General features: G+C 61.2%; 26 protein-coding genes. 14 read left to right on the forward strand and 12 right to left on the reverse strand.

Annotated elements, in window-relative coordinates; translation table 11 throughout:
• Positions 1-67: 67 nt before the first annotated feature.
• The 5 genes from SOP97_RS18425 to SOP97_RS18445 form a co-directional block, all read right to left on the reverse strand.
• Positions 68-679, reverse strand: a complete 612-nt coding sequence (locus SOP97_RS18425; RefSeq protein ID WP_274086434.1) for a class I SAM-dependent methyltransferase — start codon at positions 677-679, stop codon at positions 68-70.
• Between the two features lie 22 nt (positions 680-701).
• On the reverse strand, positions 702-1,052 hold the full coding sequence (locus tag SOP97_RS18430) for a DUF5629 family protein (protein WP_274086433.1): 351 nt from the start codon (positions 1,050-1,052) through the stop codon (positions 702-704).
• Between the two features lie 15 nt (positions 1,053-1,067).
• Positions 1,068-1,709, reverse strand: a complete 642-nt coding sequence (locus tag SOP97_RS18435; protein ID WP_274086432.1) for an oxidoreductase — start codon at positions 1,707-1,709, stop codon at positions 1,068-1,070.
• A gap of 82 nt (positions 1,710-1,791) precedes the next feature.
• Positions 1,792-3,519: a C13 family peptidase gene (locus SOP97_RS18440; protein ID WP_274086431.1), complete on the reverse strand. Its 1,728-nt coding sequence runs from the start codon at positions 3,517-3,519 to the stop codon at positions 1,792-1,794.
• A 131-nt stretch (positions 3,520-3,650) separates the two neighbouring features.
• Positions 3,651-4,106, reverse strand: coding sequence for a MaoC family dehydratase (locus SOP97_RS18445; RefSeq protein ID WP_274086430.1), 456 nt, complete (start codon positions 4,104-4,106; stop codon positions 3,651-3,653).
• Between the two features lie 219 nt (positions 4,107-4,325).
• On the opposite strand from SOP97_RS18445, the gene SOP97_RS18450 reads away from it, so the two are divergent.
• From SOP97_RS18450 to SOP97_RS18460, 3 genes are read left to right on the forward strand one after another with little or no spacing between them, the layout of a single operon-like run.
• On the forward strand, positions 4,326-4,685 hold the full coding sequence (locus SOP97_RS18450) for a CidA/LrgA family protein (protein WP_274086429.1): 360 nt from the start codon (positions 4,326-4,328) through the stop codon (positions 4,683-4,685).
• Positions 4,682-5,398: an LrgB family protein gene (locus SOP97_RS18455; RefSeq protein WP_411912087.1), complete on the forward strand. Its 717-nt coding sequence runs from the start codon at positions 4,682-4,684 to the stop codon at positions 5,396-5,398. The genes SOP97_RS18450 and SOP97_RS18455 overlap by 4 nt, the downstream gene beginning before the upstream one ends.
• A gap of 10 nt (positions 5,399-5,408) precedes the next feature.
• Positions 5,409-5,996, forward strand: a complete 588-nt coding sequence (locus SOP97_RS18460; RefSeq protein ID WP_274086428.1) for an LON peptidase substrate-binding domain-containing protein — start codon at positions 5,409-5,411, stop codon at positions 5,994-5,996.
• Here SOP97_RS18460 and SOP97_RS18465 read toward each other — a convergent pair.
• Both SOP97_RS18465 and SOP97_RS18470 read right to left on the reverse strand, forming a co-directional pair.
• Positions 5,990-7,306, reverse strand: coding sequence for a bifunctional DedA family/phosphatase PAP2 family protein (locus SOP97_RS18465; protein WP_274086427.1), 1,317 nt, complete (start codon positions 7,304-7,306; stop codon positions 5,990-5,992). The two genes, SOP97_RS18460 and SOP97_RS18465, sit on opposite strands and share 7 nt — an antisense overlap.
• A complete protein-coding gene (locus SOP97_RS18470) occupies positions 7,303-8,019 on the reverse strand; it encodes a DNA-3-methyladenine glycosylase (protein ID WP_274086426.1) in 717 nt (238 codons plus the stop codon). The genes SOP97_RS18465 and SOP97_RS18470 overlap by 4 nt, the downstream gene beginning before the upstream one ends.
• Positions 8,020-8,201: 182 nt before the next feature.
• On the opposite strand from SOP97_RS18470, the gene SOP97_RS18475 reads away from it, so the two are divergent.
• From SOP97_RS18475 to lipB, 11 genes are all read left to right on the forward strand, one after another.
• Complete coding sequence (locus SOP97_RS18475) at positions 8,202-9,467, forward strand: glutamate-5-semialdehyde dehydrogenase (RefSeq protein ID WP_274086425.1); 1,266 nt, start codon at positions 8,202-8,204, stop codon at positions 9,465-9,467.
• Positions 9,467-10,141: a nicotinate-nucleotide adenylyltransferase gene (nadD, locus tag SOP97_RS18480; protein ID WP_274086424.1), complete on the forward strand. Its 675-nt coding sequence runs from the start codon at positions 9,467-9,469 to the stop codon at positions 10,139-10,141. Before SOP97_RS18475 ends, nadD begins: the two co-directional genes overlap by 1 nt.
• Positions 10,142-10,184: 43 nt before the next feature.
• Positions 10,185-10,556, forward strand: coding sequence for a ribosome silencing factor (gene rsfS / locus SOP97_RS18485; protein WP_274086509.1), 372 nt, complete (start codon positions 10,185-10,187; stop codon positions 10,554-10,556).
• A 12-nt stretch (positions 10,557-10,568) separates the two neighbouring features.
• The gene (gene rlmH, locus SOP97_RS18490; RefSeq protein ID WP_274086423.1) at positions 10,569-11,036 is read left to right on the forward strand and encodes a 23S rRNA (pseudouridine(1915)-N(3))-methyltransferase RlmH; all 468 of its coding nucleotides are present in this window, start codon (positions 10,569-10,571) and stop codon (positions 11,034-11,036) included.
• 27 nt (positions 11,037-11,063) lie between these two features.
• Positions 11,064-12,953, forward strand: coding sequence for a penicillin-binding protein 2 (mrdA, locus tag SOP97_RS18495; protein ID WP_274086422.1), 1,890 nt, complete (start codon positions 11,064-11,066; stop codon positions 12,951-12,953).
• Between the two features lie 38 nt (positions 12,954-12,991).
• Complete coding sequence (gene rodA, locus SOP97_RS18500; protein ID WP_274086508.1) at positions 12,992-14,095, forward strand: rod shape-determining protein RodA; 1,104 nt, start codon at positions 12,992-12,994, stop codon at positions 14,093-14,095.
• 17 nt (positions 14,096-14,112) lie between these two features.
• Positions 14,113-15,123 (forward strand): lytic murein transglycosylase B, encoded by a 1,011-nt coding sequence (gene mltB / locus SOP97_RS18505; protein ID WP_274086421.1) that lies wholly within the window; start codon positions 14,113-14,115, stop codon positions 15,121-15,123.
• A complete protein-coding gene (locus SOP97_RS18510; RefSeq protein WP_274086420.1) occupies positions 15,123-16,127 on the forward strand; it encodes a septal ring lytic transglycosylase RlpA family protein in 1,005 nt (334 codons plus the stop codon). The genes mltB and SOP97_RS18510 overlap by 1 nt, the downstream gene beginning before the upstream one ends.
• A 121-nt stretch (positions 16,128-16,248) precedes the next feature.
• Complete coding sequence (locus SOP97_RS18515) at positions 16,249-17,424, forward strand: D-alanyl-D-alanine carboxypeptidase family protein (protein ID WP_274086419.1); 1,176 nt, start codon at positions 16,249-16,251, stop codon at positions 17,422-17,424.
• A gap of 73 nt (positions 17,425-17,497) precedes the next feature.
• Positions 17,498-17,773: a DUF493 domain-containing protein gene (locus tag SOP97_RS18520; RefSeq protein WP_274086418.1), complete on the forward strand. Its 276-nt coding sequence runs from the start codon at positions 17,498-17,500 to the stop codon at positions 17,771-17,773.
• Positions 17,773-18,426: a lipoyl(octanoyl) transferase LipB gene (gene lipB / locus SOP97_RS18525; RefSeq protein WP_274086417.1), complete on the forward strand. Its 654-nt coding sequence runs from the start codon at positions 17,773-17,775 to the stop codon at positions 18,424-18,426. Before SOP97_RS18520 ends, lipB begins: the two co-directional genes overlap by 1 nt.
• Positions 18,427-18,506: 80 nt before the next feature.
• Here the strand turns inward: lipB and lipA are convergent, their stop codons facing one another.
• The 5 genes from lipA to SOP97_RS18550 form a co-directional block, all read right to left on the reverse strand.
• Positions 18,507-19,559 carry a lipoyl synthase gene (gene lipA, locus SOP97_RS18530; RefSeq protein WP_274086416.1) on the reverse strand — a complete coding sequence of 351 codons (1,053 nt, stop codon included), beginning with the start codon at positions 19,557-19,559 and terminating at the stop codon, positions 18,507-18,509.
• Between the two features lie 162 nt (positions 19,560-19,721).
• A complete protein-coding gene (locus SOP97_RS18535; RefSeq protein WP_274086415.1) occupies positions 19,722-20,987 on the reverse strand; it encodes a lytic murein transglycosylase in 1,266 nt (421 codons plus the stop codon).
• A 72-nt stretch (positions 20,988-21,059) separates the two neighbouring features.
• Entirely contained in the window at positions 21,060-21,218 is a 159-nt protein-coding gene (arfA, locus tag SOP97_RS18540; RefSeq protein WP_274086414.1) for an alternative ribosome rescue factor ArfA, read from the reverse strand.
• Between the two features lie 82 nt (positions 21,219-21,300).
• The gene (gene holA, locus SOP97_RS18545) at positions 21,301-22,332 is read right to left on the reverse strand and encodes a DNA polymerase III subunit delta (RefSeq protein ID WP_274086413.1); all 1,032 of its coding nucleotides are present in this window, start codon (positions 22,330-22,332) and stop codon (positions 21,301-21,303) included.
• Positions 22,333-22,371: 39 nt separating this feature from the next.
• Positions 22,372-22,983, reverse strand: a complete 612-nt coding sequence (locus tag SOP97_RS18550) for an LPS-assembly lipoprotein LptE (RefSeq protein ID WP_274086412.1) — start codon at positions 22,981-22,983, stop codon at positions 22,372-22,374.
• Positions 22,984-23,038: the final 55 nt, after the last annotated feature.

Raw genomic sequence — 23,038 nt, forward strand, 5'->3', positions numbered from 1 at the left:
GCTGCGCCGCCAGAGCGCCGAGCGGAGTCTAATTCTAATAGGTGGGATTTGGCGGTATAGCAACGGCCTAGTCGGCCCAGCCCTGATAGATATAGGTCATGGGCTTGGGGCCCTTGAGGTAACGGTTGCTCAGCTCGCCGATGTGAAAGCCGCCCGCGCGGATCAGTGCGGCGATATCACGATTGAGATGGCAACCACCGGTCAGCGGTTTCCACAGCGGCGTCAGGCGATTCTGCCAGCGCAATACCGGCAGCTCGGGTGCCAGGCCGTGTTCGCAAAACAGTAAACGTCCACCCGGCTTGAGCACCCGGCGCATCTCGCGCAGGGCCGCGACGGCATAGGGAATGGTGCACAGGGTGAAGGTGCAGACGATGCAATCGAAGCTGGCATCCTCGGCCTGAATTTGCCCCAGTTCCAGGGCAATCATCTCCACGGGAATACTGATCGCGTCGGCCCGTTGCCTGGCCAGCGTCTGCATGTCGGCGCTGGGGTCGACGCCGATGATCGTGCTGACTTTTTGCGCGTCGTAGAACGCCAGGTTTAAGCCGCTGCCGATGCCAATTTCCAGCACCCGCCCGTGGGCTTGAGGCACCAACTGCGAGCGGGCCTTCATCACCGCGCCCATGCCGCAGACGAAGTCGATCAGGTGCGGCAGCAGGTAACGGTCATATAAGCCCACAGGGTTTACCTCGCGCGTTGCGCTATTCGGCGTCGTTGCTGGCGTCTTCCGGCTGATCGCTGTTGTCGCCGCTGACGGCGGCAAAGCACTTGATCAGGTGAGGGCCGGCCGTGTCGTTGAGGCGCCAGGCATCGGCTTCACCATCAAAGCGCGCGGCGATTATCTGGGCCAGGCTGAAGTGCCATTTGCACAGGGCGCGGCCGTCCATGCATTCGATGCTCAACAGCGGCGCGTCGGTGGCCGCTTGGCCGCCAGTCTGATGCTGCGCCAGTTGTTCGGCGTTGAGGCTGAACTGCCAGGCATGCAGGCCGTCGATTTCCAGCATGTCGGCATGCTTCAGGGCGCTGATTAGGTCGTGCGGGGTGGTGCTCATAGGTGGGGTCTTCTGTTAGCGGCCGAGGCGGCGCAGTTGGTCTGATTCGATCACGCGAGTGCCGGCATCTTCTTCCAGGGCCAAGCGCCACAAGGCGCGGGCCAGTACGGTGGCGTCGATGCCGCGGTATTTGCCCGGCAGCCAGCGCATAAAAGGTGCGGCAAGGCGTTCGCCGAGGCGAAACTCCTGGCGCGCGCCGAGTAGCAGCGAGGGGCGGACGATGGTCAGTTGCGGCCAGTCTTGCGCGCGCAGGGCTTGCTCCATCTGACCTTTGACCTGGTTGTAAAACACTGTCGAGCCCTGGTCTGCACCGAGGGCGCTGATCACCAGCAGGTGGCGCGCACCGAGGGCGCGGGCACGTTCGGCGAAGGCGATGACCAGATCATGGTCGACGGCGCGAAAGGCAGCTTGCGAGCCGGCCTGTTTAATTGTGCTGCCCAGGCAGCAGAAGGCCGTATCGACCTTGCCCTGCAGTTGCGGCAGTAGGGCAAGCAGCTCGCCCTGCGGGTTGTCCAGGTGCGCATGCTCAGCCAGTGGCCGGCGGCTGGGGGCTAGCACGCGGGCGACCGTGGGCTCATTCAGCAGGCGGTCCAGCAAGTGCTCGCCGGTCAGGCCGGTGGCGCCTGCGAGAAGGATGTGCTGGGGCGTCAAATACATAGCGTGGGGTTCTCCGCTGATATCCATCAGCTTAACAGGCTGTAGGGGCTGCGCACTCTGCGCTTGCAGGTCGCTGTAAGGGTTACGGCTGGTCCGTAGGTTGCGCGGCGTTTTGGCTGTTGAGGGCGAGTGCCGCTTGCTGCTCACGCAGCTTATGCCACTGTGCGAGGACCGCCTTGGCGGGCCAGATTTGCGGTTCGGACGGCTCGAAGCCATCGGCCTTTTCGCGCGCGGCGACGCTGGCCTGGGCCAGTGTGAAGGCGCGCTGCAGGTCATCGGTCTGTTGCAGGGCTTCGGCAAATAACGCACGGCCGAAGTAAGTGAAATCATTTTCCTCCGAGCAGCCGAAGGACACCCGGTCGGCGCGCGCGGCGGTGATCACCAGGGTTTTCTCATCTTGCATTTTGGGGATAAAACCACCCGAGTAGCAGGCCGAAATTACCAGCACCTTGTAGCGCTCTTTAAGCGGTGTCAGCAGGGTGGCCAGTTCGCTGGCGGGTAGGTCGCTGAGCTGCAGGCGTGGCTGGTCGAGGTGCAGCTCGTGTTGCGCGGAGCCGTGGCTGGTCAGGTAGATAAAGATCAGGTCTTCTTCACCGCTGCGTTCAGCCAGGGCCCGAATGCTGCGACCCAGGCTGGCGCTGGTGGCCAGCGGGCGATCCGCCAGGTGGTCGCGGTGATTGACCAGGGTAATCAGGCCGTGGGCAGCAAAGCGGTTTTGCAGCAGGTCACCCACGTAGTCGGCCTCGCGCATAAACACGCTTTGTTTGCCGTCGCCGGCCAGGGTCAGCGCATACAGTTCGATGGCGGGGGTCGAGGCGGGCAGCTGGTCAATGGCGGCGTCGAGCAGTCGGCCTTGCTCCAGTAAGCCAATAGCCAAAGTGTCGGGTACTGCCTGGCCGTCGCTGTCGCGAATCAGCCGGCCTTGCCGCCAGGTACCGCTTTGCAGGCTGCCGTCTGCCTGGGTCAGGCTGCCTTTGCCGTGGTATTTGCCGTAGGCAAAGTGGCCCTGATAAACGCTGCCGTCGACGAGGGTTAGGCGGCCTTCGCCGTGGTAGTTCCAGTCGCGGAACTGGCCAACGTAATGGCTGCCATCGACGCCCTTGAACTGGCCTTGGCCGGTCAGGCTGCCATTTACGAAGCGCCCGCCCCAGACGTCGCCATCCGCACTTTGAAAGCGACCTTTGCCGTGGAATTGGTTGTCGCGGAACTCACCGCTGTAGAGATCGCCGCCCAGGTTCTTGAAACTGCCCTGGCCGTTGAGTTGCTGATTATCAAAGGTGCCCGCGTATTCATTGCCTTCAGCGTCGCTCAGGACGCCTTGGCCGTGGGGCTGGCCCTTGCGGAACTGGCCCTGGAAGCGTTCGCCATGGCTCCACTGCAACGAGCCCAGGCCGCTGTAGAGGCCATTGCTGAATTCGCCGCGGTATTCCAGTTCGCTGCTTTTGAGGTGGCCTTCGCCGTTGGGCGCGCCGTTGGCAAAGCCACCGATATAGCGGCTGCCATCGCTGTAATCCAGGCGGCCCTGGCCATGGAAATGACCGCCCTGAAATTCCCCGCTATACACCTCGCCCTGCGCACTGTGCCATTCACCGGTTCCGTTGAACTGGCCATCTTTAAACGATCCCAGGTAATAACGGCCGTCGCTGTAATCCAGGCGGCCCGGGCCTTGCAGCAGGCCGTCGAGTACCTCGCCACGGTAGCGCCCGCCATCGGGCAGCACCGCGTCGGCGGGCAACAGCGGTTCGCCATCGCCACAGGCGGCAAGCAGTAGAGCAAGGCTCAAGGGCGCTAGATGGGAAAGGCGGCGCATGCAGAAAATCCGGTCTGTAGGGTCGGCTGAGTATGCCTTAAACCGCTGCATGTGCCGTGATAGAGCGCGCGTAGCGGCCACAACAGAGGCGCACAGACGGATGTCTGTGCGCTTTGGTTTGGCGGCAGTGATCAGACGAAGCAGAGGGTCAGCGGCTCAGCGATATAGGCCGGTTTTTCCGAGCCTTCGATTTCCAGCACTACCTTGGCCTTGAGCAGCCACTGGCCCGGATTTTTCTCCGTCACTTCGGTCAGGGTGGCTGACAGACGAACCTTGGAATTGACCTTTACCGGTTGGATAAAACGCACGCTGTCCAGGCCATAGTTGACGGCCATTTTCAGCCCAGTGGGCATGATCATGATGCCTTCCATCAGCTTGGGCACCAGTGACAGCGAGAGAAAACCGTGGGCGATGGTGGTGCCGAACGGGGTGAGCTTGGCTTTTTCCGGATCGACATGGATGAACTGGTGGTCGCCCGTGCATTCGGCGAACTGGTTGATGCGTTCTTGGTCGATGGTCAGCCAGTCGGAGCGGCCAAGTTCTTTGCCGATGTAGCTGGACAGTTCGGCGGCGGGTACTGAAGTCATGGTTTCTCCTTGAAGACGCGAGTGTTGTTTTTTTTGGGGGCGTAAATCCTTCTGTCCTAAGATCATCATGGGTTCGCCACCGGGTCAAGTGGCGAGTGCAGCGCGGCCTTAGGTCACGGTTTATCTCGCGCAACCGCTGTAAACCGGCCGTTACAGGGGGCTTTTGCTTATAATGCGTGGCATTACGCCTGGGATCATACGATTCGGAGATTACCCGTCATGTTGTTACGCGGCCTTTTTTGGCTGGTGCTGTGCCAGTTGCTCGGCACTGCGCTGAACGTTTTGCTGATACCGATGCTGCCGGGGCCGATTATCGGCATGCTGCTGCTGTTTGCTTTTCTGTTGTTGCGTGGTGAGGTGGGTGAGCCGCTGCGTCAGGCTTCAGGCAGCCTGCTGAAGTACCTGCCGTTATTGCTGGTGCCGCCAGCGGTAGGGGTAATGGCCTATGCCGAGGCGATCTCTGCCGACTTTTGGGCGATTGCCGGTGCGCTGCTGTTATCCCTGTTGCTGTCCATTGCATTCGCCGGCTGGCTGATGCAGAAACTGATCAACCGCCAGCAACGCAGGAGGGACGCATGACTGTGGAATGGCACGCCGCCTGGCAGGCGCTGACGCACCATCCTCTGTTTGGCGTCGGCATTACCCTTGGTGCTTATCAGTTGGCCATGGCCGCTTACGAAAAGACCCGCTGGGTGTTTCTGCAGCCGGTGCTGGTGTCGATGCTCACGGTGATCGGCATTCTCCTGGCCTGCGGCCTGACCTTCGCGGAGTACAAAGATAGTGCCACCGCGCTGACCCTGTTCCTCGGGCCCGCCACGGTGGCGCTGGCGGTACCGTTGTTTGTTAACTTGCGGCGGATTCGTCAGCTGTTCTGGCCGACCTTTATTACGCTGCTGGTGGCCGGTGTGGTTGCTACGGCGCTGGGGGTGACCCTGGCCTGGGCCTTTGGCGCGGAACACATCATGCTGATGAGCATGGCGCCCAAGTCGGTGACCTCGCCGATTGCCATGTTGGTGGCCAGTCAGATTGGCGGTATTGCGGCGTTGGCCGCGGTGTTTGTGATGATCACCGGGATTATTGGCGCGATCATCGGCCCGTCATTGCTTAAGCGTCTGGGGGTGCAGCATCCCGCAGCGCTGGGTATGGCCTTGGGCCTGACCGCGCATGCGGTCGGCACCGCGCGCGCCCTGCAGGAAGGCGAGGAGTGCGGGGCATTTGCTGCCCTGGCGATGAGCCTGATGGGCGTGTTCACGGCCGTGTTGCTGCCGCTGGCTATTTTGTTGTGGCTATAAGGAGGTGCCCATGACCCTGCCATTGTTTCCACTGAATACCGTGCTGTTTCCAGGCTGCATGCTGGATTTACAGGTGTTCGAAGCGCGTTACCTGGACATGGTCAGCCGTTGCATGAAGCAGAACCAGGGCTTTGGCGTGGTCTGCATCATCGATGGCGCTGAGGTGGGTGAGGCTGCCGGGCAGTTTTCGGCCGTCGGTTGTGAGGCGCTGATCCGCGACTTCCAGCAGCGGCCCAATGGCCTGTTGGGTATCCGGGTTGAAGGCGGTCGGCGGTTTCGCGTGCAGCGCGCCCAAGTGCTGCCTGACCAGCTGGCCCTGGCCGAGGTCGAGTGGCTGGATGAGCCGCCGGAGCAGCCTCTGACCACTGAGCATGCCGACTTGGCCGCCCTGCTGGAGGCGCTAAACGCACATCCGCTGGTGGCGTCCTTGGGTATGCCGAGCGAGCCGACAGGCCAGGATGCATTGGCTAACCAACTGGCTTACCTGTTGCCGTTGGACGTTGAGCAAAAGCTGACGTTGCTCGAAACCGTCGATGCACCGTTGCGCTTGGAGCTGTTGCAGCAACTGCTTGAGCAGTTGCAGGGCGAGCGTCAGTAGCGGTACAGCTGCAGCCCGGCGGACAACTGCCAGGTGGTGATGCCGCCCAGCAGAGCGATAATCGCCGGTAGCAGCAGCCACCACGTCTTTTTAGGCAAGGCCGGCAGCGCTGTGCGCCATTGCACCAGTGTCAGGCTCAGGGCGCAGATGCAGGCCGCCAGGATGGCGCCGGCAATGATGTCGCTGGGCCAATGCACTCCCAGGTAAACCCTTGAACCGGCAATCGCCGCAGCGGGGAAGCTTGCCAGGAGCAGCCAGGCCAGGCGCATGCGCGGCGGTTGTCCGCGCCCGGCCAGCACCCCGAGTAGTAAGAAGAAGGCAAACGCTGCCGAGCTGTGGCCACTGGGAAAGCTGAAGCTGCTCAGGGGTTCGAGCAGCACATCGGGGCGGCTGCGCGCGAAGAGCGTCTTTAGCGCGCTGTTTGCTAAGGCCGTGCCAAGCAGGGTGCCGATGGCCAAACATAGGGTTCGCCATTGCCGCGTTACCAGCAGCGCCAAACACAGCAGTAAAGCGGCTGCCAGTTGCGTGGTCAGATCGCCGAGGCGGGTGATCAGCACCATCAGCGTATCCAGTGCGGGCGCACGATGCTCCTGAACCAGGCTCAGCAGGCCTTGGTCGAGCGGGCTGAGGTGTGGCCAGCTGAGCATCAGGCCAATCAGCAGCGCCAGGCACGCACCCGCAGTCAGCAAACTGGTATGGCGCAGGCCGCGCACGCTGCCTTGTACGCTGACGGCAACCACCAGCGCCACGCCGGCCACAATGGCCCCGGCCTCCGTCCAGAAGCCTTCCGGCAGCGGCAGGCGCAGCGCCGCGCCAGTCGCCCAGCCAGGCAGCATGTAGGCGACTGACCAACCGACTCCGGCCAGCAGGCTGACGATAAAAAAGCGTGCGAAGGGCATGTCGAACATGCCCGCGATCATCGGCAGCATGGGGCGTAGCGGGCCGATAAAACGACCGATCAACAGGCTGGTGACGCCGTAACGCAGAAAGTAACCGTGTGCGCTGCTCAGCCACTGTGGGTTATTGCGCAGTACCGGTAATCGGCCGATGTCCTGATGAAAATAACGCCCCAGCGCATAGGACAGGCAGTCGCCCAGCATACCGCCGAAAAAAGCCAGCAACAGGGTTTCGCTCAGGCCCAGTGCGCCGTTGCCCGCCAGTGCGGCCACCGCGAACAGCAGCACGGTGCCGGGCACCAATAAGCCGACAATCGCCAGGCATTCGAGGCAGGCGAGCAGAAAAATGGCCAGGCCCAGCCATTGCGGGTTGGCGCTCAGCCAGAGGGTCAGGGTGTCGAACCAGTGGCTCATCGATGATTGTCCGTACGGCTGAGTAAGTGATAATCCTGGCCGGCTAGTTGTCCGCGGCGCAGTGGGTTACGCGTGCAATGGCGGGCAAAGTCGGCGTCGACAAAACGGTAGGGCAGTTGCTCGTCTCGGCCCTGGGGGATGCCCAGGCGCGTGCATTGCACGACGTGCGCGGGGGCGTGCTCGAGGTCTTCGACAAACAAACGCTGCTCATCGAAGGGTTGTGCGTCCCAATCGGGCACTTTTAGTCCGAGGGCTTTGCACAGGAGGGTTTGGCCATTGCACAGTTTGTCTAGCGGGCGTGCTCGGCCTTGGCGGTCGGGGTTGTTGCGTTGCATCTGGGCTACGGCATCCGCGCCGCTGTGCGTGTCCTGCCACGGGTAGGCGGATTTGATCAGCACTGCGTTGCCCGGCCCCTGAGCGCTAAAGTTCAGTGAATCGCCGCCGCGCGCGTAGTACATATAAATGTGCCCGCCCGCCATAAACAGCGCTCGGCGTTTATGGGTATAGCCGAGGGACGCGTGACTGCCTTTCTCGCTTAGGTAATAGGCTTCGGTTTCAATAATCCGTGCGCTCAGCCAGTGCTCGCCGTGCTTATGGCGAATTACCTTGCCGAGCAGTTCGCGCGCCAACACGCGTGCATCGCGGTCGAAAAAGCTCGCCGGCAGGGCGCGGCCTTGGGGCCAGGGCGGGCTAGGGTTGGGGGCGTGTGGCATGCGCTGTCACGGTTGCTCGGCGGTACATGGGGTGGGCGATAGTAACAATAAGCGCATGAAGCGTGCCTGAATGCGCGCGTGTCTGCTGCTTCGCGCCTACCGTCCGCCGCGCAGCGCTGGGCGTGGAGCGGCGCGACCGTTATACTCAGCGACTTTTTTCAACCGCCAGACCCGCCAAGACTATGACTGAGTCCGTGCTCGACTATATGACCCGCCTGGGACAGGCCGCTCGCAGCGCCTCGCGCGTGCTCGCGCGCGCCAGTACTGCGCAGAAAAATCGTGCTTTGCAGGCCGCTGCCGCCGCGCTGGATGCTGCGCGCAGCGAGTTGGCCAGTGCCAATGAACTGGACCTGGCCGCCGCGCGCGCCAGCGGTCTGGAACCGGCCATGGTCGATCGTCTGGCGCTGACCCCAGCGGTGATCGACAGCATGATCGAAGGTCTGCGTCAGGTCGCCACGCTGCCAGACCCGATTGGTGAGATCCGCGACATGCGCTTTATGCCGTCCGGTATTCAGGTCGGCAAGATGCGTGTGCCGCTTGGCGTGATTGGCATCATTTATGAGTCGCGGCCGAACGTGACCATCGATGCCGCCAGCCTGTGCCTGAAATCCGGTAATGCGACCATTCTGCGTGGCGGCTCCGAGGCGATTCATTCCAACCAGGCGATTGCCCGCTGCATTCAGCTGGGTTTGAGCGAAGCTGGCTTGCCTGCCAGCGCCGTGCAAGTGGTGGAAACCACTGACCGCGCCGCTGTCGGTGCGCTGATCACCATGCCCGAGTTCGTGGATGTGATCGTGCCGCGTGGTGGTAAGGGCCTGATCGAGCGCATCAGCCGCGATGCCAAGGTGCCGGTGATCAAGCATTTGGATGGCGTGTGCCACGTCTACATCGACGTCGCCGCCGATCTCGACAAGGCGATTCGGGTTGCCGATAACGCCAAGACCCAGCGTTACTCGCCATGCAATGCCATGGAAACCTTGCTGGTGCATAGCGCCGTTGCCGCCAAGGTGTTGCCGTCTCTGGCCGCTATCTACCGCGACAAGGGCGTTGAACTGCGTGGCGATGCCGCGACCCGCGCACTGCTGGGCAGTGATGTGTTGGAAGCGAGCGAAGACGACTGGTTTGCCGAATACAACGCGCCGATCCTGGCGATTCGTATTGTTGATTCGCTGGAAACAGCGATTGAGCACATCAACCACTACGGTTCCAAGCACACCGACTCGATCATTACCGAGAACTTCAGTGATGCGCGGCGCTTCCTGACCGAAGTGGATTCCGCCTCGGTGATGGTCAACGCCTCGACCCGCTTTGCCGATGGGTTTGAGTACGGTTTGGGTGCGGAAATCGGTATCTCCACGGACAAGTTGCATGCCCGTGGCCCGGTCGGCCTGGATGGCCTGACCAGCGAGAAGTATGTGGTGTTCGGCGACGGGCATATCCGTACCTGATGGCCCGACGCGACGGCGTCCGACGTACCGACGCCCGCCGCATCGGTGTGCTCGGTGGCACCTTTGATCCGGTGCATATCGGTCATTTGCGCAGCGCCGTGGAAGTCGCCGAGGCGCTGTTATTGGATGAGCTGCGCCTGATACCCAATGCGCGGCCGCCGCACCGCAGCGCACCGCAGGTCAGTGCGATGGATCGCCTGGCTATGGTTGAACTGGCGCTTGCGGGCGCCACTGTGCTGCAGGTGGATGATCGCGAACTGAAACGCGACAAGCCGTCCTACAGCATCGATACGTTGGAGTCATTGCGCGCTGAGTTGGCGGACGATGACCAGTTGTTGCTCATCCTAGGGTGGGATGCCTTCTGTGGCTTGCCCGGTTGGCAGCGCTGGGATGAGTTGTTGGAGCATTGCCATATCTTGGTGTTGCAGCGTCCGGATGCCAACAGTGAGGCGCCCGAAGCGCTGCGTAACCTGTTGGCCGCGCGCAGTGTGAGTGACCCATCGGCCCTGAGTGGGCCGAGTGGGCAAATTGCTTTTATCTGGCAGACACCCTTGGCGGTGTCGGCCACCCAGATCCGCGCGCTACTGGCGAGCGGAAAGTCGGCACGCTTTTTAGTGCCTGACGCGGTACTGGCCTATATCCATGCGCACGGACTGTACCGTGGCGCGAATTGAACACGAGGCAAACGAGTTACTTATGACGAACGCAAAAAAAATCATGCCGAGCGAAGACCTGGTCAAACTGGCCACCGCTGCTCTGGAAGAAATCAAAGCGCAGGACATCACCACCATCGATGTACGCGGCAAAACCAGCATCACCGATTTCATGCTGATCGCCAGCGGCACCTCCAGCCGTCACGTTAAATCGCTGATCGACAACGTGTTGGAAAAAGTAAAAGAGCAGGGCGTGCGCCCGATCGGTACTGAAGGCATGGACACCGGCGAGTGGGCATTGCTCGACCTCGGCGACATCGTGGTGCACGTGATGCTGCCAACGGCCCGCCAGTTCTACGACCTTGAGCGTCTGTGGCAGGGTGCCGAGCAGAGCCGTGCGCAGTTCAGCGCTGAACCTGACGCTGATAAGCAGTAAGGTCGCACCTCTGTGCGTATCAAGCTGATTGCGGTGGGCTCGCGGATGCCGCGCTGGGTGGAAGACGGTTGGCAGGAATATGCCAAGCGTATGCCTAGCGAGCTGTCCCTGGAACTCGTGGAAATTCCGCTGACCACCCGCGGCAAAAATGCCGATGTGGCGCGGATGATCCGTCAGGAAGGCGAGGCCATGCTGAGCAAGGTGCAGCCAGGGGAACGGATTGTCACCCTGGAAGTCGAAGGGCGACCCTGGAGCACCGAGCAACTGGCGGTCGAGCTGGATAAGTGGCGCCTGGACTCACGCACCGTCAACTTGATGGTCGGCGGGCCAGAAGGGCTGGCGCCCGAGGTACAGGCGCGCAGTGAGCAGCGCTGGTCGTTGTCGCCGCTGACCCTGCCGCATCCCTTAGTGCGTATTCTGATTGGCGAGCAGATGTACCGCGCCTGGACCGTGTTGTCCGGCCATCCGTATCACAAATGATTCTCCACCCATAATCAGCAGCCACCGATGCCGCAGCCTATCCGCCTTAAAGACCACGAGAAAGACGGCCGCCTGATCCGCAAGCGGGCGCTGGTCGGTGCTGTGCTGGTTTTGTTGCTGACCTCGGTGTTGCTGGCGCGCCTGTATTACCTGCAAGTGGTGCAGTTCGAGTACCACACCACCCTGGCGGAAAATAACCGCATCCATGTGCAGCCGATTCCGCCGAGTCGCGGGCTGATTTATGACCGTAACGGCGTGATCATTGCCGATAACCGGCCCAGTTTCAGCCTGACCCTGACCCGCGAGCGTGCCGGTGATTGGCTTCAGGTGCTCGATGCAATTGTCGATGTGCTGGAACTGGAGCCCGATGACCGTGCGCTGTTCGAGCGGCGCGTGCGTCAGGGACGGCGACCTTTCGAGCCGGTCCCGGTGCTGTTTGAGCTAAGTGAAGAGCAAATCGCGCGCATCGCGGTCAACCAGTTCCGTTTGCCGGGCGTTGAGGTCTCTGCCCAGCTGGTGCGGCACTACCCGTTGGGTGAGCATTTTGCCCATTCGGTGGGGTATGTCGGGCGTATTAACGAGAAAGAACTGAAAGAGCTCGACCCGGTGTCCTACAGCGGCACCCACCATATCGGCAAGACCGGCATCGAGCGCTTCTATGAAGACGAGTTGCACGGTGAGGTGGGTTACGAGGAAGTCGAGACCAACGCCCGTGGCCGGGTGCTGCGCGTGCTCAACCGCACCGACCCGATCCCCGGCAAGGACATTGTGCTGAGCCTGGATATCCGCTTGCAGGAGGCCGCCGAGGCCGCCCTGGCGGGCCGCCGTGGGGCGATTGTGGCGATTCAGCCACAAACCGGTGAGGTGCTGGCGATGGTCAGTCAGCCAAGCTTCGATCCCAACCCCTTCGTGACGGGCATCGGTTTCAAAGCCTATGCCGATTTGCGCGACTCGATTGATCGGCCGCTGTACAACCGTGTACTGCGTGGCCTTTATCCGCCGGGCTCGACCATCAAACCCATGGTGGCGGTGTCTGGCCTGGATGCGGGCGTGGTCACGCCGCAGACGCGGGTGTTCGACCCGGGTTATTACCAGTTACCCAATTTGCAGCACAAGTACCGTAACTGGAACCGGAATGGCGATGGCTGGGTGGATATGGACCTGGCCATTTCGCGTTCCAACGACACTTACTTCTACTCGCTGGCGCACAAGATGGGCATCGATCGGCTGCATGACTACATGAGCCGTTTCGGCCTGGGCCAGCGCGTGTCGTTGGACATGTTTGAAGAAACCGCTGGCTTGATGCCGTCGCGTGAGTGGAAGCGCGTGCGCTATCGCCAGGCCTGGTACCCGGGCGAGACGCTGATCTTGGGTATTGGTCAGGGTTATATGCAGACCACCCCGCTGCAACTGGCGCAGGCCACCACGCTGATGGCCACGCGTGGCAAGTGGATTCGTCCGCACCTGGCCAAGACTATTCAGGGGCGCGTCCCCGTCGACCCCAATCCGCTGCCTGATATTGTGCTGCGTGATCCAAAATTCTGGGATAACGGCCGCCACGGTATGGAGCAGGTGATGCACGGCCCGCGTGGCACCGCGCGCAAGGTTGGCGATGCGGCGCTCTACCGGATTGCTGGTAAGAGCGGCACGGCGCAGGTGGTGGCAATCAAGCAAGGTGAGAAGTATGACCGCAGCAAGGTCGCCGAGCGTCACCGTGACCATGCGTTGTTCGTCGCCTTTGCGCCGGCGGACAACCCACAGATTGCCGTATCGGTGATGGTGGAGAATGGTGAGTCAGGTTCCGGTGTGGCGGCGCCCGTGGTTAAGCAGGTGATCGATGCCTGGCTGCTGGATGAAAACGGTCAGTTGAAAGCCGAATATGCTCCGCCTGTGGCGGCTGAGGTTAGCGCACGATGAGTAATAGCTTCGACCGAAACCTCTCCACCGATGACTTGCTGCGCCGCCGCGCCACTCTGCTGCAGCGCCTGCACGTCGATGGCATTTTGTTGGTGTTGCTGCTGATTCTGGCGACCGGCAGCCTGTTTATTCTGTATTCCGCCAGTGGCAAGAACGTCGACATGTTAATGAAGCAGGCCAGCTCCTTCGGCATTGGTCTGGTCGGCATGTTCATCATCGCTCAGTTCGAACCGCGCTTTATGGCGCGCTGGGTGCCGCTGGCCTATGTTGGCGGTGTCGCTTTGCTGGTCGCAGTGGACGTCATGGGGCACAACGCCATGGGCGCCACACGCTGGATCAATATCCCTGGGGTGATCCGCTTCCAGCCCTCGGAATTTATGAAAATCATCATGCCGGCAACTATCGCCTGGTACCTGTCCAGCCGCAGTCTGCCGCCACGGCTAAAGCATATCTGTATCAGCCTGGCGATGATCATTGTGCCGTTTGTGCTGATCATGCTGCAGCCTGACCTCGGCACCTCGCTGCTGATCATCGCCTCTGGCGGCTTTGTGCTGTTTATCGCCGGTCTGCAGTGGCGCTGGGTGATTGGGGCGGTGGCGGCGGTGGTGCCAATCGCCATCGGTATGTGGCTGTTTGTCATGCGTGAATATCAGAAGCAGCGCGTGCTGACCTTTCTCAATCCTGAGAGCGATCCGCTGGGCAGCGGCTGGAACATTATCCAATCCAAGGCCGCTATCGGCTCCGGTGGTGTGTTGGGCAAGGGCTGGCTGCAAGGCACCCAGTCGCACCTGGATTTTCTGCCAGAAAGCCACACCGACTTTATTATTGCGGTGCTCGCCGAGGAATTCGGCCTGGTAGGCGTGTGTTTGTTACTGCTGGTGTACATGCTGTTGATCGCGCGCGGCCTGGTGATTACCGTGCAAGCGCAGACGCTGTTCGGTAAGCTTCTCGCCGGTGCGCTGACCATGACGTTCTTCGTTTATGTCTTCGTCAATATCGGTATGGTCAGCGGTTTGTTGCCGGTGGTTGGGGTGCCGTTGCCGTTTATCAGTTATGGCGGCACTTCGTTGATTACGCTACTCGCAGGATTTGGGATTTTGATGTCGATCCACACTCACCGTAAGTGGATGACGCAGGCTTGATTGGGATTATGAATTTAATGCGCAACGCACGTGGTTGGATGGTACGTACTGCACCTTGGCTGGCCTTGGCCGGGGTGTGTGGGATGGTTCAGCCCGTGCTGGCCGGTGATTATCAGCAGTCACCGCAGGTGACTGAATTCATCGGCGAAATGACCCGCGACTACGGTTTTGCCAGCGAGCAGTTGGTTGGGCTGTTTGCCGAGGTCGAGCGCAAACAGGCGATTCTCGACGCTATTTCGCGGCCAGCGGAAAAGGCTAAACCGTGGAAGGACTATCGGCCGATTTTTATCACCGACAAGCGCATCAGCAAGGGCGTTGAGTTCTGGAAGCAGCACGAGGCGACCTTGGCCCGCGCTGAGGCCGAGTACGGCGTGCCGGCACAGATAATTGTGGCCATTATTGGCGTGGAAACCTTCTACGGCGGCAATACCGGCAGCTGGCGGGTGATGGATGCGCTGTCGACCCTGGCCTTCGATTACCCGCCGCGCGCGCCTTTCTTCCGCAAGGAGCTGCGCGAGTTTCTGCTGCTGACTCGCGAAGAGCAGGTCGAGCCGCTGAGCATGACCGGCTCCTACGCCGGGGCCATGGGCCTGCCGCAATTTATGCCGAGCAGTTTCCGCGCCTATGCCGTGGATTTTGACGGCGATGGCTATATCAATATCTGGAATAACCCGGTGGATGCCATTGGTAGCGTCGCCAGCTACTTCAAGCGTCACCATTGGCAGCCAGGTCAGCCGGTGGTCAGCGCCGCTACCGTCAAGGGCGCGCAGGCCGAGCAGGGTCTGACCGTTGGTCTTGATCCGGTGAAGAATGCCGCTGAGCTGCGGGCGCTGGGTTGGACCAGTGCTGATCCGCTGGCCGACGACTTGCCCGTGACCGCCTTCCGTCTGGACGGTGCCGAGGGCGCCGAGTACTGGATGGGGCTGCCTAACTTCTTTGTGATCACCCGCTACAATCGCAGTGTGATGTATGCCATGGCAGTCAATCAGCTGGCCGAGTTGCTGGTTGATGCACGAGGTCAGAATTGATGGTGCGTTTACCCTTTAAATTGGCCGCCTACGCCAGCCTCGCGCTGCTGTTGGCCAGTTGCTCCTCCACCCGTGCGCCGCAGCCCGTAGCACCGGTGCAGCCAGGTGTGGGGATTTCCGGCCCGGATGATTTCAACCGGCCGCACAAGGATGGCGCGCCCTGGTGGGACGTCGACGTTTCACGCATTCCCGATGCGGTGCCGATGCCGCACTACGGCTCGGTTAAAGCCAGCCCTTACACGGTATTCGGCAAGCAGTACTACCCGATCCCCGATGCCCGGCGCTATCAGGCCGTGGGCCCGGCGTCGTGGTATGGCACCAAGTTTCACGGCCAGGCCACCGCTAACGGTGAAACCTATGACCTGTACGGCATGACCGCCGCACACAAGACCTTGCCGCTGCCCAGCTACGTGCGGGTGACCAACCTAGAAAACGGTAAGAGCGCCATTTTGCGGGTCAATGACCGCGGGCCTTTCTATTCCGATCGGATTATTGATCTGTCCTTCGCCGCGGCGAAGAAGCTCGGTTACGCCGAAAGCGGTACTGCGCGGGTCAAGGTTGAGGGGATTGATCCGCACGAGTGGTGGGCTCAACAGGGGCGTCCGGTACCGATGGTGCTAGCCGCGCCGCAGCAGGTGGCTCAGGTTAAAGCTACGCCGCAGCCTGTATCTCAACCATTCGAGCAGTACTCGCCGCCCCCTCAGCAGCACGCCGCTGCGGTCGTTCCCGTGCAGATTGACGCAAAAAAAAACGCTTCAGTCGCAGCCTCTGGCCTGTATCTCCAAGTGGGCGCTTTCGCCAATCCGGACGCTGCGGAGCTACTGCGCTCGAAGCTGAGCGAAACAGTGGCTGCGCCAGTGTTCGTCAGCTCAGTGGTGCGCAACCAGCAGATATTGCACCGCGTGCGCCTGGGGCCGGTGAGCAACCAGGGCGAGGCTGAGCAGCTGCAAAACACTGTGCGCCTGGCTAATCTTGGCGAGCCAGCCTTGGTCAAAGCAGACTGACGGGGCACTTATGGTTTTTCTGCTGGACTAAACAAACAACCCCGGCCAGCCAGTCGCTGGCTGAGGGGACGTAACCTATGCCCACTGGGCCTGTTCGACTATCAGCAATCTAGAGAGACGGATGAATATCACCAGCTTTGCGCAACGCGTTTTCCTATTACTTTGTCTGTTCGGCGCCCCGACAGTCTGGGCCAATCAGCCAGCCATCCCCTCCGCGCCACAGTTGGCTGCCAAGTCCTATGTGCTGCTGGACGCTGCCAGCGGCAAGGTGCTGGTGGAAAACAACGGTGACCAGCGCCTGCCCCCAGCCAGCCTGACCAAACTGATGACGGCTTACATCGCCACCCTGGAAATTCGCAAGGGCAAGATTGGCGAGCAGGATCTGGTGCCCATCAGTGAGCACGCCTGGCGCACCGGTGGTGCGGCATCGGGTGGCTCGACCATGTTCCTACCGCTTAATAGCCAGGCGACCGTGGATGATTTGCTGCACGGGGTGATCATCCAGTCCGGCAACGATGCCAGCATTGCCTTGGCCGAGTACATTGCCGGCAGCGAAGATGCTTTCGCCGACATGATGAACGAGGCTGCTGCGCGTTTGGGCATGAGCAACAGCCACTTTATGAATGCCACCGGCCTGCCGCACCCGGAGCATTACTCCAGTGCACATGACATGGCGATTTTGGCGCGCGCCATCATCAATGAAGACCAGCAGCACTACGCCATTTATGCGCAGAAGGAGTTCCTCTGGAACAACATTAAGCAGGGCAACCGTAACCTGCTGCTGTGGCGCGACAAGACCGTCGACGGCCTGAAAACCGGTCACACCAACGAGGCGGGCTACTGCCTGGTGGCCTCTGCTGTGCGTGACGGCGCGCGCATGATCACCTCGGTGTTCGGTACTGACAGCGAGTCGGCACGTGCGGCGGAAACGCAGAAGCTGCTGACCTATGGTTTCCGTTTTTTCGAAACCCGCAGCTTCTACAAAAAAGGCCAGGAGCTGGCGCAGGCGCAGGTGTGGAAAGGTGCAACGCGACAAGTTAAAGCCGGCCTGGCTGATGACCTCACCCTGACCCTGCCAAAAGGTCAGCTGGATAAGCTGCAAGCAGGCATGGTTATCAACCCGCAACTCACCGCGCCGATTGCTCAGGGTGATGTGATCGGCACCGTCCAGGTCAAACTGGGTGAGGAGCTGGTACACAGCGCTGACTTGATTGCCCTGGAGGCCGTCGAGGAAGGCAGTTTCTTCCGCCGTTTGTGGGACAGCATCAGCCTGTTCTTCTTCGGGCTATTCAACTGATACCGTGACCTTAGCGCCCTTGTCGAACTGCAAGGGCGCTGTTATTGCCACGGCATACGAGGCCGTTACCGCCATGACTCAACCTGACGTTAAGTCGCACAAAATCGAATTCCCCTGCGCTGACTACCCGATCAAAGTGGTTGGTGATACGGGAGCTGCTTACAAGAACACCGTGATCGAAGTGCTCAGCAAATATGCCACGGTCGATCTCAGTACGCTGGCCGAGCGCCAGAGCAGTAATGGCAAGTACACCACGGTGCAGCTGCATATCATCGCGACCGGTGAAGACCAGTTGCGCGATATCAACAGTGCATTGCGCGCCACCGGTATCGTGCACATGGTGCTGTGATGAGCCTGCCGCTTGGCTTTCGCGAGCTGGGGCAGGTTGAGTACGAGCCGACCTGGCACGCCATGCAGCGCTTTACCGATACGCGCGGCGTGGATACACCGGACGAAATCTGGCTGCTTGAGCATGCGCCGGTGTTTACCCAGGGCCAGGCCGGCAAGGCTGAGCATGTACTGTTTCCGGGTGATATTCCGGTGGTGCAGGTAGATCGCGGTGGCCAGGTGACTTATCACGGGCCTGGCCAGTTAGTGGCGTATCTGCTGCTGGATGTGCGCCGCAGTGGCGTCGGTGTACGTGAGCTGGTCAGTCGCATGGAGCGCAGCTTGATTGACCTGCTGGCCAGCTACGGCGTCAGCGCCAATGCCAAGCCGGATGCCCCTGGGGTATATGTCGAGGGGGCGAAGATCGCATCCCTGGGTTTGCGCATTCGTAATGGCCGCTCGTTCCATGGCCTGGCGTTGAATGTGGACATGGACCTGCAGCCCTTCCAGCGCATCAATCCGTGCGGGTATGCCGGCATGGCCATGACGCAGCTTGCTGATCGGGCCGCGTCGCCAGTCGTCTTTGCTGAGGTCAGCGCACGGCTGCGTGAGCAGCTGAGCAAGCACCTCGACTATGCGCAGCAGCAAAGTCTGCCCGGCGTAATCGACTGCTAGTCATCGGCAGATTAGATAGCGGCAGAATAAAAAACGCCTGACCCAGGTCAATCTAGGGTCAGGCGTTTTTTATGGCCCGATTAATTCAGATTCAGGGTCGGAATCAGGCTGCTGTCCAGTAGCTGGCCCGGCACGGGTACCGGTGCAGCCAGGCCCAGGTTGTTCTTCTCGAACACCTTGTCAGCGCGGTAGCTGGAGCGCACCAGTGGGCCGGCGGCAACTTCCATAAAACCCTTTTTCAGGCCGAGCTCGCGGAAGTCATTGAATGCTTCCGGGCTGACCCAGCGCTGCACGGGCAAATGGTTGCGCGTGGGTTGCAGATATTGGCCCAGAGTGAGGATGTCCACACCGATGGCGCGCAAGTCGTCCATGGTTTGCAGGACTTCTTCGTCGGTCTCGCCGAGACCGAGCATCAGGCTGGTTTTTGTTAGCACATCGGGCCGATGGCGCTTGGCGTGTTCAAGCACGCGCAAGGTCTTCTCGTAGCCCGCGCGCGGGTCGCGCACAGCATGGGTCAAGCGTTTGACCGTCTCGACATTCTGTGCGAACACCTCAAGGCCAGAATCCACCACGCGCTCAATGGCTTGTAGATCGCCATCGAAGTCGGGCGTTAGCGCTTCCACCACCACGTGTGGTGTGCGTTCTTTGATCGCCCGCACGCTGGCGGCATAGTGCGCCGCGCCGCCGTCATCCAGGTCGTCACGATCCACCGACGTCAGCACGATATAGCGCAGCGCCATCAGCTCGACCGACTTGGCGGTGTTCTGCGGTTCTTCCAGGTCCAGCCAGCCGTTAGGGTTGCCGGTATCCACCGCACAGAAGCGGCAGGCGCGCGTGCATACCGAGCCCATCAGCATGATGGTGGCGGTACCGTTGGACCAGCATTCACCCATATTGGGGCAGTGGGATTCCTGGCACACGGTGCTCAGGCGGTGTTCGCTGACGTTGCGTTTGACGGCTTCGAAGCGGCTGCCGCCGGGTGCCTTGACCCGCAGCCACTTGGGCTTGGGTTCGAACACCTGAGGTTCGCTTGAGGCGCGGCGCTTCTGCCCGTCCTTGATCGCAGTGATGCCTTGAGTGGTGCGAAATTTTTCGCCGCTGGCAACGGTTTTTGGCGGGGAGGTATCGGACATCGGCAATTGGGCTCCGCTAGAGGCTCCGGGGGACGAGGCGGCTTTTCGCCGCCGCGCAGTCTACCATAAGAGCTGACCGCGCAGTCAGCAGGGCGCGCTGTGGTTCAAGCTGTTGCCACCTGGCAATGGGGCCTTGGTGGCAGCGTGAGGGTGCTTGGTTGGTTATCTAAGCTGCTCGAGCAGTTGGTGGCTGGGGTAGCCGTCGGCAGGCTGTCCCAGGCTTTGCTGGAACGCGCGAACTGCCTTGCGGGTATTGGCCCCAATAATGCCGTCTGCGGGGCCTGGCTCATAGCCTTTGCTGGCGAGCAGTTCCTGCAGTTCGATGCGCTCACTGCGGCCCAATTGGCGATCGTTACGAGGCCAGACGGCCTGTACGCCAGGGTTGCCATCCAGGGCATCGCTGAGCAAGCCGATGGCCAGGGCGTAGGCGGCGGAGTTGTTGTAGCGCAGAATGCTGCGGAAGTTGTTCAGCAGCAGGAAGGCCGGACCGCGGTGGCCTGCTGGCAGGAATAACGTGGCCAGGCTTGTGTCATCGGCATCGATGGCGCGGGTTGGTTTAACCCCCAGCTCACGCCATTGAGTCAGGCTGCGACGTACTTCCGGGTCGGCCAGGGCGTAATCAAAGCCCTGCGGCAGGTCCACTTCGAAGCCCCAGGGTTGGCCGTTTTCCCAGCCCGATGCTTGCAGGTAGTGCGCGGCAGAGGCCAGGGCGTCGGGTGCTGAACTCCACAGGTCACGCCGGCCGTCGCCGTCAAAGTCCACGGCATGTTGATTAAAGGTGGTCGGCATAAATTGCGTCTGGCCCATGGCGCCTGCCCAAGAGCCGATCAAGCCCTGCGCGGGGGCGTCGCCGGCCTGGATGATTTGCAAGGCGGCGAGCAATTGGCTGCGCCAAAATACTTGGCGGCGGCCGTCGTAGGCCAGGGTGGCAAGGGAGCGGATGACGTTATGGCTGCCGATATTGCTGCCGAAATTGCTTTCCATGCCCCAGATTGCGATGAGCACTTCATGGTCTACGGCATAGGCGCTGCGAATGGCTTTCAGCGTTGGCCGATGCTGCGCTTTGAGCAGGCGGCCTTGGGCGACGCGCGAGACGGAAACCGCGCCATCGATGTATTCCCATACCGGCCGAGTAAACTCCGGCTGGCTGCTATCAGAGGTCACCACGCGTGGATCAAGGGTGATGCCGGCAAAGGTGCGGTCGAACAGTTCAGCGTCGATGCCAGCGGCGATGGCATCGCTACGCAGGAGCATGCGCCATTCTTCGAAGCTGATGAGCGGTTTAGGAGCACTGACAGCTGGGCTGGCGGGAGCCGCGCTCTGAACGATGGCAAGCGGCTGCGCAGGCGTTTCGGCGCAGGCAGTCAGGAGCAGCAGGAGGAAGGCGCTGACGCTATGGGACAAGCCCCGAAGAAGCAGGTAAGGCATGATGGTCTCGGCACATTTTGCAGGCCGTCACCTTAGCATGATTGAGAGGGGATGCGGGCTGAGGCGGGCGTTTCAGGCGACCAGAAGGTATGAAGCCTCCCAGTTTTGCTGGGAGGCTTCGCGGCGGTAGCTACCTTTACCTTTGCTGGGCTTTTCCTGACGGCTGCGAAACAGCGGCTGGGCAATCAGGGATTTGGCCTTGTTCGGGCTGTGCTTGGTTTTCTTGCTCATGACGCGTCCTCTGGCGATGGCTTGCCGTGTGCCGGCGCGCGAAGCATGGTCCGCACGCTGCAAAAAGTCCAGCGCCTGTCTGTTAGCCGAGTAGCCGCAAGCGCTGCCCGCACAGGCTCAGGGTCAGCAGGCTGAGGCCGCTCCAAGGGTCGCCCATGGCCTGGCCTTTGATTTGCGCGTCGATCTGCTGGGCATCCTCTAATAGGGCTGCCCAGCGTGAGGCGGATAGGCGTTGCAGGGCTTTGCTGACCAGTGGCCGGCGTTTATCCCAGACCGGTGGGCGGGCTGAGCTGAACGCTTTATCCAGCGGCATGCCCTGGGCATGTTGTTGCGCGAGGGTGGCCAGTAGGCGGATTTCCCGGGCCAGCGCCCAGAGAATCACCGGTGGTTCGACGCCTTCGCCGCGCAGCCCTTCGAGCATGCGCAGAGCGTGGGCGGCTTCGCCATTGAGGGCTGCATCGATCAGGCCGAATACATCAAAGCGTGCACTGTCCGCGACCGCAGCCTGCACGGTGTCGACGTCAATCTGCGTGCCTTCGGCCAGTAGTTTGAGTTTTTCGATTTCCTGGGCGGCCGCGAGCAGGTTGCCTTCGACGCGGATGGCAATCATGTCGACCGCTTCAGCGCTGGCACTTAGGCCGGATTGCGCCAGGCGTTGGCGAATCCATTGTGGCAATTGGTGGGCATCGACCGGCCAGATCTGCATAAACTGGACGTTTTGCCCGTCGATCAGCGCCTTGCCCCATTTGCTCTTCTGCGCGTTGCCGTCGAGTTTCGGCAGGCTGATTAGCAGGACGGTGTCTTCGGCGGGGCGTGCCAGGTATTCGAGTAACGCGGTGCCCTTGTCGCTGGGCTTGCCGGTGGCAATGCGCAGCTCCAGCAGGCGTTTTTCCGCGAACAAGGACAGGCTGGCGCCGGCTTGCAGCAGGTTGCCCCAGTCAAAGTTGTTGTCGGCGTTAAACACCTGGCGCTCACTAAAGCCCTGCTGGCGAGTGGCGGCGCGAATGGCGTCGGCGGCTTCCTGGCAGAGCAATGGCTCGTCACCACTGATCACGTATACCGGGCTCAGGGTGCCCTGCAGGTGTTTGCCGAGTTGTGCGGGGTTGAGTTTCATCGCGGTGCGAAGCGGGGCCGCTTGCGCGGCCCGGCAAGCTTACTGAGCAGACATTGGCAGTTGAATCGGCGACTGCTGGGGCTGCGCCGCTTGCTGTTGGCGGGCGGCTTCCAGGGCGTCAGCTTCAGCCTTGAGCTTGGCTTCTGCGGTTTGCTGCAGTTGGTCCAGCTGTTGCGGGCTGATCTGTTGCAGGCGCAGGACCAGTAGCTGGATCAGTTCGCGGTTCATTTCCTGGCGAACTTGCGCGGCTTCCTGATCCGCGCCGATCAGGTTGTTGCTGTCCTGGGTGTAGAAGCTCTGCGCTTCCACTTTGTCGCTCAGCAGCAGCAGGTTTTTGCTGCCACGGATCTCGTATTCCAGGGTTTTGTTCAGCTCATATTCGGCCGTACGGGCAGAGCTGGTAAAGCTGGCTGCGCGGCGGTTTTCCTGTTCGTTGCTCAAGACCAGGCGGTATGGCGCGCCCGGGTAAACACGCACGTCATTGTTCTGCAGCACTTCGCGCACCTGATTGACGGTTTCGCCGTAGGCGTTGCGCGCGCTGACGTCGAGTTCCTTCAGGGCGAACTGCACGTCACCGGTGCCGCGCAGCTGAAAGCCGCAAGCGCTCAGCAGGGTAGCCAGGCCAATTACCAACAGATTCCGTTTGATCATCTTTTATCCCCTTGGCGTGTCGTGCGGCGCGCCGCTGTGCGGTCGCGCCGAGCTT

The sequence above is a fragment of the Pseudomonas spirodelae genome (genome assembly GCF_034653255.1).
Lineage (GTDB): Bacteria > Pseudomonadota > Gammaproteobacteria > Pseudomonadales > Pseudomonadaceae > Aquipseudomonas > Aquipseudomonas spirodelae.

Excerpts from the sequence above, each read along its gene's own strand:
- SOP97_RS18430 (WP_274086433.1), bottom strand. The coding sequence starts at position 1,052 with ATGAGCACCACCCCGCACGACCTAATCAGCGCCCTGAAGCATGCCGAC.
- SOP97_RS18435 (WP_274086432.1), bottom strand. The coding sequence starts at position 1,709 with ATGTATTTGACGCCCCAGCACATCCTTCTCGCAGGCGCCACCGGCCTG.
- SOP97_RS18440 (WP_274086431.1), bottom strand. The coding sequence starts at position 3,519 with ATGCGCCGCCTTTCCCATCTAGCGCCCTTGAGCCTTGCTCTACTGCTT.
- SOP97_RS18445 (WP_274086430.1), bottom strand. The coding sequence starts at position 4,106 with ATGACTTCAGTACCCGCCGCCGAACTGTCCAGCTACATCGGCAAAGAA.
- SOP97_RS18450 (WP_274086429.1), top strand. The coding sequence starts at position 4,326 with ATGTTGTTACGCGGCCTTTTTTGGCTGGTGCTGTGCCAGTTGCTCGGC.
- SOP97_RS18455 (WP_411912087.1), top strand. The coding sequence starts at position 4,682 with ATGACTGTGGAATGGCACGCCGCCTGGCAGGCGCTGACGCACCATCCT.
- SOP97_RS18460 (WP_274086428.1), top strand. The coding sequence starts at position 5,409 with ATGACCCTGCCATTGTTTCCACTGAATACCGTGCTGTTTCCAGGCTGC.
- SOP97_RS18465 (WP_274086427.1), bottom strand. The coding sequence starts at position 7,306 with ATGAGCCACTGGTTCGACACCCTGACCCTCTGGCTGAGCGCCAACCCG.
- SOP97_RS18470 (WP_274086426.1), bottom strand. The coding sequence starts at position 8,019 with ATGCCACACGCCCCCAACCCTAGCCCGCCCTGGCCCCAAGGCCGCGCC.
- SOP97_RS18475 (WP_274086425.1), top strand. The coding sequence starts at position 8,202 with ATGACTGAGTCCGTGCTCGACTATATGACCCGCCTGGGACAGGCCGCT.
- nadD (WP_274086424.1), top strand. The coding sequence starts at position 9,467 with ATGGCCCGACGCGACGGCGTCCGACGTACCGACGCCCGCCGCATCGGT.
- rsfS (WP_274086509.1), top strand. The coding sequence starts at position 10,185 with ATGCCGAGCGAAGACCTGGTCAAACTGGCCACCGCTGCTCTGGAAGAA.
- mrdA (WP_274086422.1), top strand. The coding sequence starts at position 11,064 with ATGCCGCAGCCTATCCGCCTTAAAGACCACGAGAAAGACGGCCGCCTG.
- mltB (WP_274086421.1), top strand. The coding sequence starts at position 14,113 with ATGCGCAACGCACGTGGTTGGATGGTACGTACTGCACCTTGGCTGGCC.
- SOP97_RS18510 (WP_274086420.1), top strand. The coding sequence starts at position 15,123 with ATGGTGCGTTTACCCTTTAAATTGGCCGCCTACGCCAGCCTCGCGCTG.
- SOP97_RS18515 (WP_274086419.1), top strand. The coding sequence starts at position 16,249 with ATGAATATCACCAGCTTTGCGCAACGCGTTTTCCTATTACTTTGTCTG.
- SOP97_RS18520 (WP_274086418.1), top strand. The coding sequence starts at position 17,498 with ATGACTCAACCTGACGTTAAGTCGCACAAAATCGAATTCCCCTGCGCT.
- lipB (WP_274086417.1), top strand. The coding sequence starts at position 17,773 with ATGAGCCTGCCGCTTGGCTTTCGCGAGCTGGGGCAGGTTGAGTACGAG.
- lipA (WP_274086416.1), bottom strand. The coding sequence starts at position 19,559 with ATGTCCGATACCTCCCCGCCAAAAACCGTTGCCAGCGGCGAAAAATTT.
- SOP97_RS18535 (WP_274086415.1), bottom strand. The coding sequence starts at position 20,987 with ATGCCTTACCTGCTTCTTCGGGGCTTGTCCCATAGCGTCAGCGCCTTC.
- arfA (WP_274086414.1), bottom strand. The coding sequence starts at position 21,218 with ATGAGCAAGAAAACCAAGCACAGCCCGAACAAGGCCAAATCCCTGATT.
- holA (WP_274086413.1), bottom strand. The coding sequence starts at position 22,332 with ATGAAACTCAACCCCGCACAACTCGGCAAACACCTGCAGGGCACCCTG.
- SOP97_RS18550 (WP_274086412.1), bottom strand. The coding sequence starts at position 22,983 with ATGATCAAACGGAATCTGTTGGTAATTGGCCTGGCTACCCTGCTGAGC.